This window comes from Leucobacter luti, assembly GCF_050310065.1.
GTDB classification, from domain to species: domain Bacteria; phylum Actinomycetota; class Actinomycetes; order Actinomycetales; family Microbacteriaceae; genus Leucobacter; species Leucobacter luti_B.
Genome location: NZ_CP190007.1, coordinates 1,001,773 through 1,021,622 on the forward strand (window position 1 = coordinate 1,001,773; position 19,850 = coordinate 1,021,622).

The 19,850-nt window shown below is 68.5% G+C and carries 12 protein-coding genes and 1 tRNA gene; 9 read left to right on the plus strand and 4 right to left on the minus strand.

All coding sequences use genetic code 11. From position 1 onward, the window contains the following. Nucleotides 1-39: 39 nt before the first annotated feature. From secA to ACOPJ3_RS04605, 4 genes are all read left to right on the plus strand, one after another. Nucleotides 40-2,817 carry a preprotein translocase subunit SecA gene (gene secA, locus ACOPJ3_RS04590; protein ID WP_427870658.1) on the plus strand — a complete coding sequence of 926 codons (2,778 nt, stop codon included), beginning with the start codon at nt 40-42 and terminating at the stop codon, nt 2,815-2,817. 57 nt (nt 2,818-2,874) lie between these two features. Further along, nucleotides 2,875-3,846 (plus strand): DsbA family protein, encoded by a 972-nt coding sequence (locus ACOPJ3_RS04595; protein ID WP_427870659.1) that lies wholly within the window; start codon nt 2,875-2,877, stop codon nt 3,844-3,846. 32 nt (nt 3,847-3,878) lie between these two features. Then, nucleotides 3,879-3,954, plus strand: a tRNA-Thr gene (locus ACOPJ3_RS04600). A 74-nt stretch (nt 3,955-4,028) separates the two neighbouring features. Further along, nucleotides 4,029-4,976, plus strand: a complete 948-nt coding sequence (locus tag ACOPJ3_RS04605) for a DMT family transporter (RefSeq protein WP_427870660.1) — start codon at nt 4,029-4,031, stop codon at nt 4,974-4,976. Here ACOPJ3_RS04605 and ACOPJ3_RS04610 read toward each other — a convergent pair. Continuing rightward, nucleotides 4,963-5,514: a nitroreductase family protein gene (locus ACOPJ3_RS04610; protein ID WP_427870661.1), complete on the minus strand. Its 552-nt coding sequence runs from the start codon at nt 5,512-5,514 to the stop codon at nt 4,963-4,965. The genes ACOPJ3_RS04605 and ACOPJ3_RS04610 overlap by 14 nt on opposite strands. Next, the gene (gene msrB, locus ACOPJ3_RS04615; RefSeq protein ID WP_427870662.1) at nt 5,511-5,969 is read right to left on the minus strand and encodes a peptide-methionine (R)-S-oxide reductase MsrB; all 459 of its coding nucleotides are present in this window, start codon (nt 5,967-5,969) and stop codon (nt 5,511-5,513) included. Before msrB ends, ACOPJ3_RS04610 begins: the two co-directional genes overlap by 4 nt. 432 nt (nt 5,970-6,401) lie before the next feature. On the opposite strand from msrB, the gene ACOPJ3_RS04620 reads away from it, so the two are divergent. The 5 genes from ACOPJ3_RS04620 to ACOPJ3_RS04640 all read left to right on the plus strand — a co-directional run bounded on the left by ACOPJ3_RS04620 (nt 6,402) and on the right by ACOPJ3_RS04640 (nt 17,939). Next, complete coding sequence (locus ACOPJ3_RS04620; RefSeq protein WP_427870663.1) at nt 6,402-8,513, plus strand: HtaA domain-containing protein; 2,112 nt, start codon at nt 6,402-6,404, stop codon at nt 8,511-8,513. 109 nt (nt 8,514-8,622) lie between these two features. After that, the gene (locus ACOPJ3_RS04625; protein WP_427870664.1) at nt 8,623-11,577 is read left to right on the plus strand and encodes an HtaA domain-containing protein; all 2,955 of its coding nucleotides are present in this window, start codon (nt 8,623-8,625) and stop codon (nt 11,575-11,577) included. Nucleotides 11,578-11,744: 167 nt separating this feature from the next. Beyond that, nucleotides 11,745-12,611, plus strand: coding sequence for an HtaA domain-containing protein (locus ACOPJ3_RS04630; RefSeq protein ID WP_427870665.1), 867 nt, complete (start codon nt 11,745-11,747; stop codon nt 12,609-12,611). Nucleotides 12,612-12,817: 206 nt separating this feature from the next. Further along, complete coding sequence (locus ACOPJ3_RS04635) at nt 12,818-16,912, plus strand: HtaA domain-containing protein (RefSeq protein ID WP_427870666.1); 4,095 nt, start codon at nt 12,818-12,820, stop codon at nt 16,910-16,912. A 100-nt stretch (nt 16,913-17,012) separates the two neighbouring features. Next, complete coding sequence (locus ACOPJ3_RS04640; RefSeq protein WP_427870667.1) at nt 17,013-17,939, plus strand: HtaA domain-containing protein; 927 nt, start codon at nt 17,013-17,015, stop codon at nt 17,937-17,939. On the opposite strand, the gene ACOPJ3_RS04645 is transcribed toward ACOPJ3_RS04640, so the two are convergent. Together ACOPJ3_RS04645 and ACOPJ3_RS04650 are read right to left on the minus strand one after the other, a co-directional pair. After that, nucleotides 17,936-18,751, minus strand: a complete 816-nt coding sequence (locus tag ACOPJ3_RS04645) for a heme ABC transporter ATP-binding protein (protein ID WP_427870668.1) — start codon at nt 18,749-18,751, stop codon at nt 17,936-17,938. The genes ACOPJ3_RS04640 and ACOPJ3_RS04645 overlap by 4 nt on opposite strands. Further along, the gene (locus ACOPJ3_RS04650) at nt 18,748-19,815 is read right to left on the minus strand and encodes a FecCD family ABC transporter permease (protein WP_427870669.1); all 1,068 of its coding nucleotides are present in this window, start codon (nt 19,813-19,815) and stop codon (nt 18,748-18,750) included. Before ACOPJ3_RS04650 ends, ACOPJ3_RS04645 begins: the two co-directional genes overlap by 4 nt. Nucleotides 19,816-19,850: the final 35 nt, after the last annotated feature.

Below are 19,850 nucleotides of genomic sequence, written 5' to 3' on the forward strand. Positions count from 1 at the left end.
GGCTCGGCCCACCGTGCAGAACCCTACAGGAGAGACAACGTGGCGACAGTTCTCGAAAAGCTCCTTCGCGTCGGCGAGGGACGCACCCTCAAGAAGCTCGAGCGGCAGGCGAAGCTCGTCGCTGACCTTGAGGACTCGTTCTCAGATCTGACTGACGAGGAGCTCCGCGGCGAGACCGACGAGTTCCGCGCCAGGCTCGAGAAGGGCGAGACGCTCGACGACCTGCTGCCCGAGGCGTTCGCGGCCGTTCGCGAGGCCGCGAAGCGCACGATCGGCCTCCGCCCCTTCGACGTGCAGGTCATGGGCGGCGCGAACCTCCACCTCGGCAACATCTCCGAGATGAAGACCGGTGAGGGCAAGACCCTCGTCGCGACACTCCCCGCCTACCTCAACGCGCTCGCGGGCAAGGGCGTGCACATCGTCACGGTCAACGACTTCCTCGCGAGCTACCAGAGCGACCTCATGGGGCGCGTCTTCCGCGCGCTCGGCATGACGACCGGCTGCATCGTGTCGGGCCAGGAGCCCTCCGTCCGCCGCGAGCAGTACAACGCTGACATCACCTACGGCACGAACAACGAGTTCGGCTTCGACTACCTGCGCGACAACATGGCATCCGACGCCTCGGAGCGCGTGCAGCGCGGCCACTTCTTCGCCATCATCGACGAGGTCGACTCGATCCTCATCGACGAGGCGCGCACCCCGCTCATCATCTCGGGCCCGTCCTCGGGCGAGGCGAACCGCTGGTTCGCCGAGTTCGCGCGGATCGCCCGCAAGCTCAAGGCGGGCATCGACTACGAGGTCGACGAGAAGAAGCGCACGATCGGCGTGCTGGAGCCCGGCATCGAGAAGGTCGAGGATCACCTCGGCATCACGAACCTCTACGAGTCGGTGAACACCCCGCTGATCTCGTTCCTGAACAACTCGATCAAGGCGAACGCACTGTTCACGCGCGACAAGGACTACGTCGTGCTGAACGGGGAGGTGCTCATCGTCGACGAGCACACCGGTCGTATCCTCGCCGGCCGCCGCTACAACGAGGGCATGCACCAGGCGATCGAGGCGAAGGAGGGCGTGCAGGTCAAGGCCGAGAACCAGATGCTCGCCACGGTCACCCTGCAGAACTACTTCCGTCTCTACGAGAAGCTGTCCGGCATGACCGGCACCGCCGAGACCGAGGCCGGCGAGTTCATGTCGACCTACAAGCTTGGCGTCGTGCCGATCCCGACGAACAAGCCGATGCAGCGCAAGGATCAGCCTGACCTCGTCTACAAGAACGAGGAGGCCAAGTTCGCCGAGGTCGTGAAGGATATCGCCGCCCGCCACGAGAAGGGCCAGCCCGTCCTCGTCGGCACCACGAGCGTCGAGAAGAGCGAGTACCTATCTCGCCTGCTCGCGAAGGCCGGCGTCCGCCACGAGGTGCTGAACGCGAAGAACCACGCTCGTGAGGCGGCGATCATCGCGCAGGCCGGTCGCCTGGGCGCGGTGACGGTTGCGACGAACATGGCCGGTCGCGGCACCGACATCATGCTCGGCGGCAACGCCGAGTTCCTGGCCGTGCAGGAGATGGCGTCGCGCGGGCTGTCGACCAGCGAGACCCCCGACGAGTACGAGGAGGCGTGGGACGACGTCTTCGCCGCCGTCAAGGAGGCGGTGTCCGGGGAAGCCGAGAAGGTGATCGCCGCCGGCGGCCTCTACGTGCTCGGCACGGAGCGCCACGAGTCCCGCCGCATCGACAACCAGCTGCGCGGTCGCTCCGGCCGTCAGGGCGATCCCGGCGAGAGCCGCTTCTACCTCTCCCTGGCGGACGACCTCATGCGCCTCTTCAACTCGGGCGCGGCAGCCGCGCTCATGAACCGCGACAGCTTCCCCGACGATCTCGCGATCGAGTCGAAGGTCGTGAGCCGCGCGATCCAGAGCGCGCAGAGCCAGGTCGAGCAGCGCAACGCCGAGATCCGCAAGAACGTGCTGAAGTACGACGACGTGCTGGATCGCCAGCGTAAGGCGATCTACAGCGACCGTCAGCAGATCCTGGACGGCGAGGAGATCGAGCCCCGGATCGAGGCCTTCCGCGAGCAGACGATCGACGCCATCCTGTCCTCGCACGGCCTGGACGGCGACTGGGACTTCGACGCGCTGTGGAACGATCTGCGCCAGGTCTATCCCGTCGGCATCACGGTGGACGAGCTGCTGTCCGAGGCCGGGAGCAAGAAGGTCGATCAGGCCTTCCTGCGCCGCGAGATCCTCTCCGACGCGGAGGTCGCCTACAAGAACCGCGAGAAGCTGCTCGGCGAGGAGGGCATGCGCGAGCTCGAGCGCCGCGTCGTGCTCGCGACCATCGACCGCCGCTGGCGCGATCACCTCTACGAGATGGAGTACCTCAAGGAGGGCATCGGGCTTCGCGCGATGGCCCAGCGTGACCCGCTCGTTGAGTACCAGCGCGAGGGCTTCAACATGTTCGAGGGCATGATGGGGCAGATCAAGGAGGAGTCCATGGGGCTGCTCTACAACCTCGAGGTGAAGGTCCGCCCGGCCGAGGGCCCGCAGGATCACGTGCACCTCGAGGGTGGCGGGCTCGAGGACAAGGAGGCTCCGGACGCCTCGAAGCTGAGCTACAGCGCGCCTGACGAGGACGGCGCGCCAGCTGTGAGTGGGGCCCCTGGCGGGAATCAGAAGCCGGGCGCGCGCGTTGCACCGCAGCGGGCCCAGCAGGGCTCCCAGGCGCCGGCTGCTGAGCAGCGCGGTGCATTCGGCCAGTCGGTGCCAGCAGACGGTGCCGCGGCCAACCGTGCGGAGCGCCGCGCGAACAAGAAGAAGTAGTAGCCCCCGCAGACAGACCCATCTCGGACCGCGAGATGGAATGGGAGACAAGACTCAATGGCAAACGAGACGACAGGCCGCCCGTCGAAGAACGAGCGCCGCAACCTCGCCCGTGAACAGGCGCGACTCGCGCGCGAGCAGGAGAAGAAGCGCGAGAAGCGCAACCGCCTGTTCCTGCAAGGCGGCATCGCCGTCGGCGTCCTCGCGGTCCTCGCGGTGATCGCACTGATCCTGACCCAGACGATGAAGCCGGCCGGCCCTGGGCCGGAGAATATGGCGTCGGGCGGCGCTATCTTCACGAAGGACCTTCAGGTCATCCCGACGCCCGCGCTGGAGTCGGGCGCCGATCGCGTCGCCCCGGAGGTGGACCGCAAGTCGCTGCCGCTCGACGTCACCGTATACGTCGACTACATGTGCCCCGCGTGCGGCGCTTTCGAGCAGCAGTACGGATCCATGCTCGAGAACTACGTCGGCTCCGGTGACGTCGACCTCCAGGTCTACCCCCTGAACTTCCTCGACGGGCAGTCGCTCGGCTCGAAGTACTCGACCCGCGCGGCGAATCTCTTCGCGTGCGTCGTTGAGGACCAGCCCGACAAGGCCTTCACCCTGCATAACCGGCTCCTGAGCAAGGAGGTCCAGCCGCAGGAGGGAACCTCGGGGCTCTCGAACGAGCAGCTGCTCGAGCAGGCCAAGGACTCCGGCGTCGACGTGAACGACGAGATCAAGCAGTGCGTCAAGGACGTGCGCTTCGGCAGCTTCATCTCGGCGAACTACAAGACCGTGAGCGAGGTGGGGATCCAGGGCCTCGCGAAGGGCGCGCAGGTCGTCAACAACCCGCAGACGGGCGAGCTCCAGGCTGCCGGCGGTCCGCAGCTGCTCCGCAGCACGCCGACCGTGATCGTGAACGGTCAGCAGTGGGTGTCGAACCGCGACGGGGACCTCGAGGCCTACCTCCTCAAGGTCAAGGGCGAGATCGAGCAGAACTCGAACAAGGACAAGAAGTCCGAGACGGCAACGAAGTCCGAGTAGACTTCATGGGGCGGCCGCTGGCCGCCCCGCACGCCGCCTTAGCTCATCTGGTAGAGCAGCGCCCTTGTAAAGCGCAGGTGGTCGGTTCGAGTCCGACAGGCGGCTCCAGCGAGGGTCCCGCGTGAGCGGGACCCTCTCCTGCGTTCCGTGCCGGGTCGGTGCCATGCCGGTAGGGTAGACGAGTGAATCGCAGTACCAGCGTCCCCGTGTGGGCGGCCCTCATCGGATCCGGCCTCGCCGGGGTGCTCGTGGCCGCTCAGTCCAGGATCAATGGTGGGCTGAGCCAGGAACTCGGCAACGGCTTCGTCGCGGCGGCCTTCTCCTTTTCCTTCGGGCTCGTCATCATGTGTGTCGCGATGCTCGTCTCGCGCCGCGGGCGCGACGGGATCAGGTCGGTGCTTGCGGACGTGCGTTCGCGCAAACTTCCGGCGTGGACCCTTCTCGGGGGTGCCGGGGGCGCGTTTTTCGTGCTCTGTCAGGGACTCGTGGCCCCGCTGACCGGTCTTGCGCTCTTCACTGTCGGGATCGTGGCAGGGCAGGTGCTCGGAGGGCTCGTGCTCGACCGCGTGGGACTCGGGCCCGGCGGCCGGATGGACCCCACGCCCACCCGGCTCATCGGAACGGGCCTCGCGGTCCTCGCCGTGGTGCTCTCGGCGGGCCTCGGAAGCGGGGCGGGACGGGCGACGCTGCTCGTCCTGATCCCCATCCTCGTGGGCGTGTGCGTCGCGGGGCAGTCGATGGTGAACGGGCTCGTGCGCGCGTCGGCTCGAAGCGCGATCACGTCGACGTTCGTGAATTTCGTTGTCGGCACCGGGCTTCTCGTCGTGATTGCGGGGGTGTCGGTGTGGTTCGACGGCTGGCCGACGAACTGGCCGGCGAATCCGCTGTTCTACCTCGGTGGCGCGGTGGGCACCGTCTTCATCGCGATCGCGGCGATGCTCGTGCGCGCTGCCGGGGTGCTGCTGCTCAGCATGTCGAACGTTGCGGGGCAACTGCTTGCAGCGGTCGCTTTCGAGGCGGGTCTGCCGCTCGCAGGCGGCCTCACCCAGGGGATGATCGCGGGATCCGCTGTCGCGCTGCTCGCCGTCGTCGTTGCGGCGCTCCCCGCTCGGAGCGTCAGAGCGCGCTGAGATGGCGTGTGAGGTCGAGGGGCTTCCTCGGCTTCGGTTTCTTGTTGCGATCCGGGATCCCGCCAACGTAGAGCCAGCCGAGAAGGTACTCCGGCTTCGCGACGCCGAGCGCCTTCCGCACTGACTTCTTCCTCGTCAATTCGCCCGTGCGCCAGATCGTGCCCCAGCCGCCCTCGTGCAGGAGGAGCCCGAGCGTGTGGGCGACTCCGCTCGCGACGGCTTCCTGCTCCCAGATCGGCACCTTCCCGCTCTTCCGCGGAGAAACCACGATCGCGAGGACAAGCGGAGCGCGTCGCGCCTTCGCGCGGTACTTCGCGGCATCGCCGCCGGCGGCCTGCGCGAGGCCGTCTCCGAGGCGGTCGCGGGCGTCGCCGCGCAGGGCGATGAGGCGCCAGGGCCGAAGCCCGGAGTGATCCGCAATCGCGGAGAGCGCCGAGACGTACTCTGCAAGCTCGGCGTCGCTCGGAGCGGCATCGGTCACCCGGGAATAGGACCGTCTGCGTCTGACGGCGTCGAGTGCTGCTCGCGTGCGGCTCACGCTCCGGGCTCCGCGCCGCTTCCTGCCTCCGGAACGGCCCCCGCCTCGAACGTGAGGGAGAGCGAGTTCATGCAGTAGCGGTCACCGGTCGGGGTGCCGAAGCCGTCTGGGAACACGTGGCCGAGGTGCGATCCGCATGCTGCGCAGCGCACCTCCGTGCGCACCATTCCGAGGCTGCGATCTTCGAGGAGCTCCACGGCACCGGGCCGGACGCTTTCGTAGAAGCTCGGCCAGCCGCATCCCGAGTCGAACTTCGTCCCTGCAATGAACAGCTCGTTTCCGCAGGCACGGCAGCGGTACAGGCCGTCGCGCTCCTCGTGCAGAAGCTCCCCGGTGCCGGCGCGCTCGGTGCCGGCCTGGCGAAGAACGGCGTACTCCTCGGGGTCGAGTCGCTCGCGCCACTCGCTCTCGGAGCGCTGCAGCGGGTAATCGGGGGAGTCGATTGGCTTGCCCATGTGGCCTCCTTCGCTCGGTTGACGTGCCCAGTGTAGGCCCTGAACGGGTGCAACGCCCGAGCGGTGAACATGTTGACTGTCGCCGGTGAGCAAACGGTGCTTGTCAAAATCATCAGATGTAGGTTAGGTTTACTTTTGGTACGGTCGCGGTGCGACTCCGGAGTTCTCGGACGGATGTCGCACCGTGACCGGCTGCTCTCGACTATCGCGGCCGTTTCACGCCAGAGCGAGAAGACGGAGCGGGCGCTCTCCCTACCAAGAAGCACGCCCGCTCCCGGCCGGAGACCTCGAGCTGCACGCGCCTCTGGCGCGCCTGTACACAGCGAGGCCCTGCGGCCGCGCTGATTCTACCTGACGAAGGAACAGAGTCACATGCGACAACTCTCGAAGCCGGGCCGGAAGGCCAGTACGCGATCTCGCAAGCACACGCCGATGGGAATACTGACCGCGACGCTCGTCGCCCTCGGAATGATGGTGGTCATGCCGCCCGCCGCTCACGCGGACACCTCGGACAAGGTGTCGTCGTCGACATTCGAGTGGGGAGTCAAAACCTCTTTCCGTGGGTACATCGCGAACCCGGTGTTCAAGGGCAAGACCACGCTGCTCGGCACGGTCGTCCAGAAGACCGCGGGCGGCCCCTTCACCTGGTCTGGCGGCAGTGGCACGGGCAAGGCCGACGGCAGCGCCGCGAACGTGAGCTTTGGCGCGGGCAACGGGGTGCACTTCCAGTCCCACCCCATGAGTGCTGGCGAGGGTGCGGCCTACGCGCTCGACATGAAATTTACGAACCCGCGCGTCGTCATCGACGGGCCGAAGAGCGCCAAGGTGCACTTCGACGTGGTCGCGCGCAAGTTCGAGAGCATGGCGTCGGTCGGGGAGCCGTTTGAGCTCACCAACGTGCAGATGCTGGATCTGACGCTCCCCGATCCGGTGGTGAAGGGTCAGAATGTGACCTTCGCGAGTGCGCCGGCCAAGCTTACCGTCGACGGGGCAAAGGCCTTCGGAGGGTTCTATCCTGCAGGAGAGGTCCTTGATCCAGTGACCTTCTCGATGGACGTGGCCCGCGTCATTCCGGCCGAGAAGACGACGGTCGAACTCTCGGTGTCGCCCGCTTCCCCCGTGGTCACCGGCACGGAGGTCGTGCTGAGCGCGAAGGTCGCTCCGGCGAATGCCGCCGGCGCGGTGACCTTCTTCGACGGCCCGACAGCGATCGGTGAGCCCGTCGCGGTGAAGGACGGGGCCGCACAGAGCACCACGACGTCGCTCGCGGCGGGCGGTCACAGCTTCAAGGCGGTGTTCACCGGCGCGGAGGGTTTCGCGGGCAGCGAGAGCGAGGCAACGAAGAACTTCGGTGTGGTCGATGCGAGTGAACCAACGGTCTGCGCGCCCGCACCCAACGCGACCGAGTACCGCGGCGTTTCGGCCCAGTGGGCTTACAGCGCCTACACGAACGCGGCTGCACACGGTGCCGAGGGCTACCAGATGCCGAAGTTCGCGAGCGGGAATATCTCCGTCGCGGACAAGGACTTCGCGTTGAAGAATGGAGTAGCGAGGGTTTCTCAGGGCTGCACGACCGTGAGCTTCACGGGAAGTATGCGCGTCGAGGCATACCAGTCGTACTTCCCCACCCATGGCCAGTGGGTTGAGCTGATCGACCCGGTGCTTACGCTGGATGCACAGGGGTCGGGCTCCTGGAGTGCTGACGTTCGATCGGGCACGGGCGAGCTCAACCAGAGCGCGGCTGAACGCGTTGTCGTGGCGACCGTCACGGGTGCGACCGTGCCGAACTTCGCGGTGGACACGGTCGATGCGCGGGTCTCCCTCGATTACGCGGGCAGCGTCGCTACGGGAACGTGGGCAGAGGCGAAAGACGCGGCGTGGGGCAACGCCTTCATCCTCAAGGTGCCGAGCGCGATCCGCGCGTTCTACTTTGCCTCGGATGCGAAGAGCGACGCACAGAAGGTCCCCGAGCCCATCAGGATCCAGCGGGAGTGGGCGCCGGTCGGACAGAGGGTCGACGTCTCCGTCGAGGGGGCGTCCGGCGCTACAGCGGCGCAGGGCCAGAAGGTCGTGTTCACAGCCGGGCCCTTCAAGCGCGGCTCGGAGGTTACGGGCGAGGTGCACTCTGCCCCGGTCAGCATCGGCAAGGCCACGGCGGGCGAGGACGGGATGGCTACCTTCGAGTGGACCGTGCCGAGCGGGTTCGAGCCGGGCAAGCACACGGCGGTGTTCACCTCCGGGGCCGCGAAGGTCGAGACCCAGATCACCGTAACGGAGGCGAAGCCGGAGGTCGTCGTCCCCGTCAAGCCGGAGCCCAAGCCTGCGCCCACGGCCCCGAGCGTGACGGATACGAAGAAGCCCGAGCCTGCGAAGTCGGCGGCCAAGAAGGACAACACCGGATCCACGCTCGCAAAAACCGGCGGTGAGGAGCTGTTCGGCGCGATGGCGGTCGGCGCAGTCGCTCTGCTCGCGGGAGCGGTCCTGATGCTCCGTCGCCGCGAAAGCGCGCACCGTACCACTGCGCACCGCCACGAGGGGCGCTGAGTAGCGAGCCTGCGCCCCGCACTCGTCGGGGCGCAGGCGTCGCACCGGGGGAGACCGTCGACCGGACGGTCAAGACCACTGTGACATTCTGAAGTTTGGAGCCCGAACCATGATTCGTGACACCCGCAGGGTACTGCCGCGGCTGATGAGTGTGGGGCTCGCTTGGCTCATGGTGGTCTTCGGAGTGATGCTGGTGCAGGTGAGGCCTCCCGCGGCGGAGGCTACGGCACCCGGCTCGGCTGCGATCACGGATGCCGAACTCAGCTGGGCGGTCGCGGCCCCCGAACGCGCCGCTGGCGGCATTGACGGGCTTGTCCTCGAACCGCTCGGCGAGACGGCGCCGGCGATCGTCGACGGCGCCGCCGTGTGGGATGCCGGCGCCGGCACCGCACGCGCTGACGCGATGCCGGGCGAACTGGCTTTCGCGCGGGACTCCGGCATCCGGTTGCGTGCGCTTCCTGCGGACGGCGGCTTTGGCCTCGAACGCACCCTGATGTCGCCACGGATCGACAACGGGGCACACGGGTCAGGACGCCTCGTCTTTGATGTGAGCGGCCCCGGCCTCGCGGAGGACGCTGCTCCGGCGGAGGTTCCCCTCGCCGATGTGACGTTCGCTGCTTCAACGCCCGAGGCAGACGGGCGGCGGGTCGTGCTCGCCGACGCGCGCCTCACGGAGGAGGGGGCACGCGCACTGGGAGGGGTGCTCGAGCCGGGCAGCGCCCTCGACGCGCTTGAGCTCCGCTACCGGGTCCACGAGGGCGGTGCGGTCTCGGCGACTCGTGCCGAGACCGCGGTCGTCACTCGTCTCGAACTGACCTCGACGCCCGCTGCGCCGAAGGCCGGGGAGCCGCTCGACCTCGCTGCCACCGTCAGCCCGGCCGGGGTCGAGGGGAACGTCGCCTTCCACGCGGGCGACCGGCTCCTTGGCGAAAGCGCCGTTGACGCCGACGGCGTCGCGCGATACCGAGTTCCGGCCATCACGGAAGGGGCGCATGAGTTCACTGCGGTGTTTGCTCCGAAGGATGCAGTCGCCTACGCCGGTGCTGAGGCCACACACGCGGTCACGGTGGGCGGCGATGCCGTCACCGAGGGCACCATCACCGGTGCCAAGCTCAGCTGGGGCGTTAAGGCCTCATTCCGAAACTACATCTACAACTTTGCCGCGTTCGAAGGGCGCACCACAATGCTCGGAAACGCGGTGCAGCCCGCGCTGAAGGGCGTCTACGAGTGGCCCGAGGGGCGCGGGAAGATCATGAGCGATGGCGCGAAGGGGGAGATCGCCTTCGGCGAAGGCAACGGCATCCACTTCGAATCGCACCCGATGCAGACCCCCGCTGGAAAGGCCTACGCGCTCGACCTGACCTTCACGAATCCACGGGTCTCACTGACATCGGTCACGACCGGCCAGCTGTTTTTCGACGTCTCCGGCCGTGAATTCAAGGACATGGGAACCGTCGGCGAAGAGTTCCACATTGAAGACGTCCTGCTCGCGGACCTGCGCCTTCCCGCCTTCACGACGAAGGAAGGAACCGGCACAGCCGTGACGATGGTCTGGTCGGAGGCGCAGGCAACCCTGACCTCCGAGGGTGCGCGAGCATTCGGCGGGTTTTATGAGGCCGGAATCGAGCTCGACCCGGTCACGTTCTCGCTCACCACGGAACTCGACGTCACCGCGAAGAAGCCGACCCAGACCGAGATCAGCGTTACGCCCGAGAAAATCGAGCAGGGGCAGCGAGTGACCGCGACGGCGAAGGTGACGCCGAGGATCGCGGGCGAGGTCGTCTTCAGTGCTGGTGGCACGAGTCTCGGCGCTCCAGTGACGCTGCGAGGCGGCCAGGCAAGTCTCTCGACGTCGACCCTTCCCGTTGGCATCCACTCCGTCACGGCGACTTTCACGCCTGAGGATCCGGCGTACGGTTCGTCCTACGCATCGACGCAAGTCACGGTGATGTCGCAGTCCAAGCCGCCCGCGCCCGCTCCCGCGGCGTCCGCTGGTGGCGCGCGCGCGGGCTCACTGAGCTGGCCGGTCTCATCGCAGTTCGTCGCCTACACGACCTGCGAAGGGAAAGAGCGCTTCGGCATGTCCCACTGTGCAAAGGGCAGCATCGTGACCCAGGGGGTCGGTGCCGGGTACCTCTTCCCGCAGTCGGACGGCTCCTCCTGGGATCAGGCTGCCCAGACGGGCACCGTGCAGTTCTCCGGCTCGGTCGCCTTCCACGGATACGGGCAGACCATGTTCAACGTCACCAACCCATCGATCACCGTCACCGGGCCCAGCTCGGCGACCCTGAACACCGGGAACAGCACCTCGTACGGGGCGGCGAGCTACGCGCTCGACCTCGGCTCAGCGCACAAGGAGGTTGGGCCGGGTGGTGAGGTGACCTGGTCGGGCGTCCCCGTCTCCGGGGTCATGACAAGCGGTGGCGGTGGCGGGCAGACGATCGGCTTTGACCCGCTCACCTTCACCGTTGGTTCGGTGAGCGCGGTCAGCTACGGCAACACGAGCGCCGGCGCAGCCACGAAGAAGAAGCGTGAGCCCGCGGCATCGCCCCCCGCGACGACGGGAATCACCGTGCTGACACCCGCCGAGAAAATCACCGCGGGCGGCCGTATCGAGCTCGAAGCGTCGGGCTTCGACAAAGAAGACACGGGCGTCCTTGTCGTCCTGTACTCCGACCCGGTCGTGCTCGACCGCGAGGCAAGCGCGGACAAGAGTGGCAAGGTGACCTGGTCGGGCAGTCTTCCGAAGGACATGAGCGGCAAACACACGATTACGTTCCAAGGAAGCGTCAACGCTGGTGCGGTCATCGACATCCTCGACGAGAAGAAGTCGAAAGAGGAGTCAGCGAAGGCGAAGAAGAAGGCCGCCCAGGAGCGGGCCGAGATCGAGGCAGAGAAGCTCGCCGCAGCCGGGGCCCTGGCGCAGGGCGGGATCGGAGACTGGCAGTGGTGGGCAAGCGCCGCGGGACTCGTCGTAATCGCGGCCTGCTCGACGCTCCTGGCAGAGCGCCAGCGCCGCCTGGCGGGCGGAACGCTCTTCAGCCTGAGTCCGCCGAACCGCTGAGGGACTGAGCGGCCGATCGCCAGCCCCACGGCTGGTGCAGCCTGACTGCCGCGACGGCCGACTTCTTCACTCCCGCTGAGTTCCTCACTCCCGCTGAGTCTGAGGCTCGGACAGCCGGGCCCACCACCGCAGTTGACACCGAACACCCATTCCTAGGAGGCCACACCTTGAACACTCGCACGAGTATCCGCACGGGCGCGGGAGCGGCAGCACTCGCACTGATGGCGGCAATCTTCCTCGCGCCGACGGCGGCTCAGGCCGCTCCGCTGCGCGCCGAAAGCGAGGGCGGCGGATGCGAGGTGACCGGGGGCACGTTCAAGTGGGGAGTCAAGGAGAGCTTCCGTGCGTACATCAGCGGCTCCATCGCCAACGGTGCGTGGGAACCGAGCGGGGGCGCGGTGTATGAGACGCCGGACTTCACTTGGAGCGACGCCTCGGGTGAGTTTGATCCGGAAACCGGTGAGGGGAGCGTCTCGTTCACCGGGGTTGTGCACTTCACGGGGCACGGCGGGGTCCTCGACCTGACTCTCGCCAACCCCACCATTGAGTTCGACGGCGAGGGAAAGTCGGTGCTCCTCCTCGACACAAAGAGCACCAACGCGCAGGGAGAGCTGGCCATCGACGCGACCCAGGAATGGGTCGCCGATATCGCGCTCGCAGACCCACTCAAGGTTGCCGACGGTGCGCTGAAGCTTGAACGGGCCGAGACGACCCTCACGAACTCCGGCGCCAAGGCGTTCGCCGGTTTCTACGAGGCCGGGGTCAAACTCGACCCCGTCTCCCTCGACCTCACGCTCGCCGACTGCGACGGCGCCAGCGCGGCCGATGCGGGCGACGCCGACTCATCGAGCGGAGACCAGGAGGCGGACGTCGCCCCCGAGACCACGCCAGCCGAGGGGAGCCAGGTGCCGTGGCTGCCCATCTCGATCGGCGGCGTCGCCCTGCTCGCGATCGGCTTCACCGTGGGAGTGCTCGTCGGCGCTCGCCAGCGGCAGACTCCGCCGAGCGCTGAGCTCTCCGAGTCGCTCGAGTAGCGCGGAGCGCGAGCGCGCGCCGGAAGCGTGCGGAGCTGAGCAGGGCGCCCAGGCGTGGCCCCTGAGGGATCCTCGATTTGCAACATCAGATGAAATTCATCAGACTTAGTTCCTGATCGGGTTTTCCCGTCAGTTCTGGTCTGTGCCCTGCTCGACGCCCCTCAAGATGCGTACGGTCAGAGCCGTTCGCAATGAGGAGTCCGCGCATGCTCGCCACTCGAAGGATCCGGGGTGCGCTCGCCGCATCGCTCGCCGCCGCACTCGCATTCGGGGGGCTCACACTCACGGCTCCAGCAGCCTCGGCCGTGGACCCCGCGAGCGAGGCGAGCGCAGCATCCACTGGCGCCATCGCGGGCGGGGCAGGGGATCCGGACGGTACGGCTGCGGGCCAGGGGTCGAACGCCGGGGCCGCACCGGATGCAGGTGCCGAGACGGGCCCCTCCGCGGCCCCGGGCGACGGCTCGAACGCGGAACCGACCGAGACGCCCGTGGACGCCGAGACGCCCGTGGACGCCGAGACGCCAAGCGTAGGCTCGGACGCGCCACGCGCGATCTCCGCTGCGGAGCCGGCGGCACCACCGCTCACGGCCGAGCTTCCCGCGACGCTCGAGTCGGTGCGCGAGCAAGGCGGCACGTTGAACTGGGGATTCAAGGAGGGGTGGCGCAGCTACGTCTCGAAGTGGGCGGCCGGCACGCAGCGCACCTTCGGCGGCGCCTCGCCGAACGCGGACGGCACCGTCAGCTTCCCCGAGTCGATTGAAAGCAGCTACGACCCCGCTGCAGGCACCGGTGTCATCGCCTACACCGGCGGCGTGCTCTGGCAGAGCGAGGCCCACGGCTTCGCGATCGTGCTGCAAAACCCGAGGGTCGAGGTCGCCGCGGACGGCAGCGCCACCGTCACCGCTGAGACCAGCACGAGCGACACGGCCGGCGCAAGCGGCGTCGCCAGGATCCCCGTCGCCACGATCGCGGCGCTCGGGGCCCCGACCTCGGCCGACGGCCAACTGAGCTGGACGAGCGCGGCGGGCACATTTTCGCCCGCGCTGGCCCCCAGCGGTATCGCCCGCTACGCGGGTCAGGCGACGGACCCCTTCACCCTCTCAACGCCTGCAGCCCCCGTGCCCCCGGAGCAGAGCTGGGCACCCAAGCTCGAGGTCACACTCGAGGGCGGCACGCCCGTGACCTCGGAAACGAAGCTCTACCGCGGCGACAAGCTCGTCGTGACGGGCGCAGGCTTCGATCCTGCGGCTAACGTCGGTGGGCGCGGGGTTCCGATCCCGAACACCCTCCCGCAGGGCAGCTACGTGGTGTTCGGCAACTTCGCTGAGAAGTGGCAGCCGTCGCAGGGCGCGCCGTCCTCGTCGCGGAAGGCAGGCCCGCAGGGTTGGGTGCTCGCGAAATCGGTGCTGGATCAGGTGCCGGATCGATTCCGCCCGACGATCGAGCAGCAGTGGGTATCGCTCGGCGACGACGGCGCGTTCAGCTGGACGGTGACGCTCGGCACCACAGGCGAGGTCGAGGGCGGACGCTACGGAATCTACTCCTACGGCGCGGGCGGCGTGACGAACGCCGCCCAGGAAATCGGCGTCCCGCTGAACTACTCGGACACCCCACGTCCCGTGGGTGCGGCTCAGCTCGACGGCTTCGAGGCCGCCGCCACGGGCCTCACGGCGAGCGTGTCGGGATCCGGGTTCACAGCCGAGGTGGCGCCGATGGGCGTCTACGTCGCGATCGTCGAGGCGGATGCCGAGATCACGAGCGCGCGCCAGCCCGAGGTGGCCGCGGTCACTTACGTGCCGGCCGGCTCCCTCACCGAGGGCGTGCTCGACGCAGACATCACGGCCGCGCCAGCCAAGCTTGATCGTGCGAAGAGCTACGAAGTCCTGGTCTGGAAGGCGCACGGCGTCGCAAACGCGGGGTCGACGTATCTCCGGGAACGTCTTACGCTCACCCCGGCCGACTGGGACCGCATCCACGGAACGAGCGCGCAGGGCGCCCACGTCGAGGTCGACGTCTCCGCGGCGAGCGAGCAGGGCCTCGACCTCGGTGTGCAGATTTCCAGGATCGCGCTCCAGCCGGGCGACGCCGGAGTCTACCTCGCACTCATCGAGCGCGGCACCGAGGCCGAGCTCACGCAGGGCAACATGGGGCTCGACTCCAACTTCCTCCCTCGCGGCACGATCACCGACGGTGCGGTCGCGGCGAAGCTTTCCGCCGCCGCGGGGAGTCTCGATCGAGCGAAGCAGTACGAGGTGATCGTGTGGCGAGCCCACGGGAACGCGTCTCCTGAGCGGATCCTGGGCCGCGGCGAAGTCGTCGTCACGGACGAGCAGTGGGACGCCGTGCTCGGCGGCCCCGATGCGCCAGAGGGTGAGGCGAAGGTGATGTCCGCGACCGAGGCGGGGCTCGGCCTCAGCGCCGCACTGCGCGGGCTCGCACCGCAGGAGTTCCCGAACGGCGTCTACGTCGGCCTCATCGAGGCCGGGACGGCAGAGACTGCAACGAAGCAGACGGTGCTCGGCGCAGGCTGGATCCGCACGATCCCTGAGAACGGGGCCTTCTCGCACGCGTTCAAGGTGTCGAGTGACCAGCTGGACCGCTCGAAGCGCTACGAGGTGCTCGTGTGGAAGGGGCAATCGCTGCCCAGCGCGACGAACAACGTGCTCGTGCTCCCGCTCGAGATCTCAGCAGCGACCTGGGATCGGGTGTTTCCGCCCGTGGTCGAGGCTGCGGACGGCAGCTTCTCCTGGGGTGTGCGCCAGGCGTTCCGCGAGTACGTGCGCGGCCCGATCGCGGGCGGCAAGATCACGGTGCAGAGCCCGGCGACGGGGACGGACGTGTTCGAGTTCCCGCAGATCGCGGGCGGGGATTGGGACGCTGCGAAGGGCACCGGGACGGTGCGCTACGCGGGACTCGTGAACTTCTCGGGCCACCACGGTGCGCTGAACCTGAACCTCGCGAACCCCGTCATCAAGGTGACGAGCGCGAGGAGCGCCTCCCTGCTCGCACCACACGGCGCCTCGGGTGCGTTGCTCGAGATCGCGAAGCTCGATCTCTCGAGCGCGAAGCGAGGCGAGCTCGAGGGCGGAGCGGTCCGCTACGAGTCGGTGCCGGTGCGACTTACCGAGGCGGGTGCGAAGCAGTACTTCGAGGAGTACTTCGACGCGGCGGCGACGATGGACCGCGCCGCGTTCACGATCGGCCAGGCGAGTGACGAGAAGCCCGTGAACCCGCCGAAGAAGCCAGAGCAGGAGAAGCCCAAGCCTCGGCCGAACCCGGATCCCGCGCCCGTCGCGGGCGGCGGACAGCTGGCGGGCTCGCTCACCTGGGGTGTCTCTTCCGCCTTCGCCTCGTACGCGACCGGGCCGATCGCGAAGGGCGGCGTGACGACGAACGGCGTCGGCGGCGGCCCGGGCGGCTACGTCTTCCCGCAGTCCGGGAGCTCGTGGAACGCGGCGACGCAGACCGGCACCGTGCAGTTCTCGGGCGTCGTCACGTTCACGGGACACAAGGGTCTCCTGTCGGAGAGCTTCGGCAACCCCGTGATCTCGGTGACGAGCGCGACGAGCGGCACGATCTCGGCCGGCGGCCGCACCTTCGGCCTGGACCTGGCGTCCGGGGCGAAGTCCGTCGGACCGAACGGAGAGGTCACCTGGAGCGGGGTCCCGCTCAGCGGCGGCATCACGGGAGGCGGGAGCGGTGCGGCTGGATCCGGCGGTGGATCCTTCGGCGCAGATCCCGTGACCTTCACGGTCGGCGCCGCAAACGGCGCGCGCTTCGGCGCGACCTCGGTCGGGGCCGACGCGAAGAAGCGCACGCCCGCGCCCGCGCCGCCCGCGACGACGGGCGTCACGGTGCTGACCCCGAGCGACGAGCTCGTTCCCGGCGGCGAGATCGAGATCGCGGCATCCGGTTACGAGCCGGGGGAACGGGACATTCTCGTGGTCCTCTATTCCGAGCCGATCGTCCTCGACGAGGCGGCGGGTGCCGACGCGAGCGGCACGGTGCGCTGGATCGGGAACCTACCGGATGACATCGCTCTCGGCGACCACACGATCACGATCCAGGGCAGCACTGATACCGGTGCGCCGCTCACGGTCGTGGCCCCCGCGGGGGAGAAGCAGGCAGCTTCGCGAGATGCGAAGGCCAAGCTGCTCACCGCCGACAACGTGCGAGGGGTCAGTGCGGCCGGGATCGCGGGAGACGGCGCGCAGCTCCTCCTCTGGGGCGGCGCCGCGGCACTGCTCCTCGTCGCTGGCGTTCTCTCGGGGCTCGTCGTGAGGCAGCGGCGTAACGGCTAGGCTCGGTTGCCGGGGGCCGCGACAGCCCCGGCCGCCGGCGACGGCCAGACGCATCAGGAACGATGAGTTCGCACGACGGACTCGCAGGGAGAGCAGGATCATGGCCCAGGGCATTCACACTTCTCGCGGGGCGTCCCGGATCGCCGCGGCCGCAATCGTCGCGGCCGGGGCGCTGCTCGTGCCGACCCCCGCGCTCGCCACGGTTCCCGCCCAAATGCAGGACACGGCCGGCTGCATCGTCGAGAACGCGCAACTGACCTGGGGGGTGAAGGAGAGCTTCCGGTCCTACATCAGCGGCAGCATCGCGAACGGCACTTGGGAGGTGAGCGATGACATGAGGTACGAGACCCCGAGCTTCATCTGGAGCAAGGTCACCGCGACTGTGGACCCCTCCCTCGACTCGGGCAGCTTCGCCTTCGCGGGTGCGATCCGATTCACCGGGCACGATGGTGCGATGAAGCTGGACGTCTCGGATCCCGTGATCGACATCGCGGGCGACGACGTCTCGCTGCTCCTCCGCGTGGGGTCGTCGGACCTGACCGCGGGCGCTGAGGGTACGGTCGAGGCGACCCAGGTGCGAGCGGCGAAGATCGACGCGGCCGCGCTCAGCGCAGGCGACGGCAAGATTGCACTCACGGACGCAGCGGTGCGCCTCACCGCGGACGGCGCGAAAGCCCTGAACGGGGAGTACGGTAGCTACGTCTCGGGCGAAGAGCTCGATCCGATTTCGATGACCGCGGCGGTCACGGGCTGCGAACTCACGACCCATGAGGCCACGGCCCCGAGCGAGCCCACCGACGAGCAGACCGAAGTGCCAGGTGGCGACCAGGGCGTGCTCATCCAGCCCGAGCCGCAGATCCCATGGTTGCCGATCATCCTCGGTGGTGTCGCGATCCTCGTCATCGGGGTCACGGGCGGCATGCTGCTCGCGGGCCGCAAGCGCGGGCCCGGGGGCGATGCAGAGGCGGCAGCCGGCGAGAACGATCCGGAGCAGGATCCCGCGGGGGATCCGGAGCAGCAACGCTAGCCGCGGCGCGGCATGACGATGCCCTGGCCCGTGACCGGGTGCGGGATGACCTCGACGGGCGTGCGGTAGACCTCGCTCACGGTTTCTGCCGTCAGCACCCGCTCTGGGGTGTCGCACGCGAAGATCGCGCCGTCGCGCAGAAGCGCGATGCGGTCGGCGTAGGCGCTGGCCAGGTTGAGGTCGTGCAGCACCACGAGCACCGCGTCTCCGGCGCGGGCGCGATCCCGGGCGAGGCCGAGCACGGCCTCCTGGTGACCGAGGTCGAGCGCGGCGGTCGGCTCGTCGAGCATCAGTATCCCCGTGCGACCGGCCATGACGCGCGCGAATGCGGTGCGGGCCCGCTCTCCGCCCGAGAGCGACGGCACCCGCCGGTTGCCGAGGTGCCCGATGTCGGAGGCGTGGATGGCCTCGGCGATGGCCTCGTTGTCCTCGTCCTCGCGCTCGGTGCGGCGCCACGGCGCGCGCCCCATTTCCACGACCTGGTGCACCGTGAACGGGAAGAGCAGCTGGTTGTCCTGGAGCAGCACGCTGCGCCGGCGCGAGAGGTCGACGAGCGACCACTCCGCGATGGGTTTGCCCGCGAACTTCACGACGCCGCCGTCGGGGGCGACGTCGCCGGAAAGGAGGCTCAGGAGCGTCGACTTGCCCGCGCCGTTCGGCCCGAGCAGGGCGAGTACCTCGCCGGCCCGAAGCTCCAGCGAGACGCGGTCGAGCAGCGTTCGGCCGCCGCGCCGGAGTGTGACGGCCTCCGCGCCGCAGACGACCGAACCGAGCGGCGTCGCCTCGGGCATGGCAATGTGTCGCGCGCTCATCCCCAGCCCCCGCTCCGCTTCCGGGTGCGTCGCAGCAGCCAGAAGAAGAAGGGCCCGCCAACGAGCGCGGTGAGCATGCCGATCGGCATGTCCGCCATCGGCACGAGAGTGCGGGCCGCGAGATCTGCGAGCGTGAGGAGCAGCGCGCCGCCGAGCACCGAAGCCGTCACAAGCGGGAGGTGAGCGGGCCCCAGGATCATGCGCATGAGGTGCGGGATCACGAGACCGACGAAGGAGATGATGCCGGCGAACGCGACGGCGGCTCCCGTGAGCAGGGCGACGATGAAGATCATCGTGATCCTGAGCACCTCGACATTGACGCCGAGGTGCCGCGCGTTGCGCTCGCCGAGTGAGAGCAGGTCGAGCTTGCGCGCGGCAAAGTATGCGGCGAGCAGGCCAACCGCGACCACGGGAGCGATGATCATGACCTGCGACCAGCGGCTGCCCGCGAGGCTGCCGAGCTGCCAGAAGACGATCTGCTCCCGCGACTGGGTGTCGCCGAGAAAGGTGAGGAGCGCGATCCCGGCGCCCGCGATGGCGTTCACCGCGATGCCCGTGAGTACGAGGGTGACGACCTCGGTTCGCCCGTCGGCGCGGCTCATGAAGTACACGAGCATCGTCGCGCCCAGGCCGGCGACGAACGCGAAGACCGCGGTCGTCCATTCGCCAAAGACGGTGAGACCGAACACGATCGCGAGGCCGGCGCCCACGGCGGCGCCGGAGGAAATACCGATGACGCCGGGCTCGGCAAGCGGGTTCCCGAAGATCGCCTGCATCAGCAGGCCGGCCACGGCGAGCGCCGCGCCGACGAGGGCGGCCATGGCGACGCGCGGGAACCGAATCGCCCACAGTGTCTGATCGCCTGCGGGGTGCGCGGGAAGCGGCAGCACGTCGATCCCGATCCGGTGCAGGAGCGATCCGAGCACCTCCTGCGGCGGGATCGCGAGCTGGCCGGTCCCGGCCGATACGAGGATCGCGAGCGCGAGAGCAAGCGCCAGTGAGGTGTAGAGCACGGTCTTCGCGGCTACGTGCCGCGAGGCCGTAGCCTTGGGAGAGGGAGTCATTCGCGTTGCTGGCCGCTTTCTAGGTCGGACCGGGG

What these genes read in the sequence shown, in the direction of transcription:
- ACOPJ3_RS04595 (WP_427870659.1), top strand. Translation starts at nt 2,875, where the DNA reads ATGGCAAACGAGACGACAGGCCGCCCGTCGAAGAACGAGCGCCGCAAC.
- msrB (WP_427870662.1), bottom strand. Translation starts at nt 5,969, where the DNA reads ATGGGCAAGCCAATCGACTCCCCCGATTACCCGCTGCAGCGCTCCGAG.
- ACOPJ3_RS04620 (WP_427870663.1), top strand. Translation starts at nt 6,402, where the DNA reads ATGGGAATACTGACCGCGACGCTCGTCGCCCTCGGAATGATGGTGGTC.
- ACOPJ3_RS04625 (WP_427870664.1), top strand. Translation starts at nt 8,623, where the DNA reads ATGATTCGTGACACCCGCAGGGTACTGCCGCGGCTGATGAGTGTGGGG.
- ACOPJ3_RS04635 (WP_427870666.1), top strand. Translation starts at nt 12,818, where the DNA reads ATGCTCGCCACTCGAAGGATCCGGGGTGCGCTCGCCGCATCGCTCGCC.
- ACOPJ3_RS04640 (WP_427870667.1), top strand. Translation starts at nt 17,013, where the DNA reads ATGGCCCAGGGCATTCACACTTCTCGCGGGGCGTCCCGGATCGCCGCG.
- ACOPJ3_RS04645 (WP_427870668.1), bottom strand. Translation starts at nt 18,751, where the DNA reads ATGAGCGCGCGACACATTGCCATGCCCGAGGCGACGCCGCTCGGTTCG.
- ACOPJ3_RS04650 (WP_427870669.1), bottom strand. Translation starts at nt 19,815, where the DNA reads ATGACTCCCTCTCCCAAGGCTACGGCCTCGCGGCACGTAGCCGCGAAG.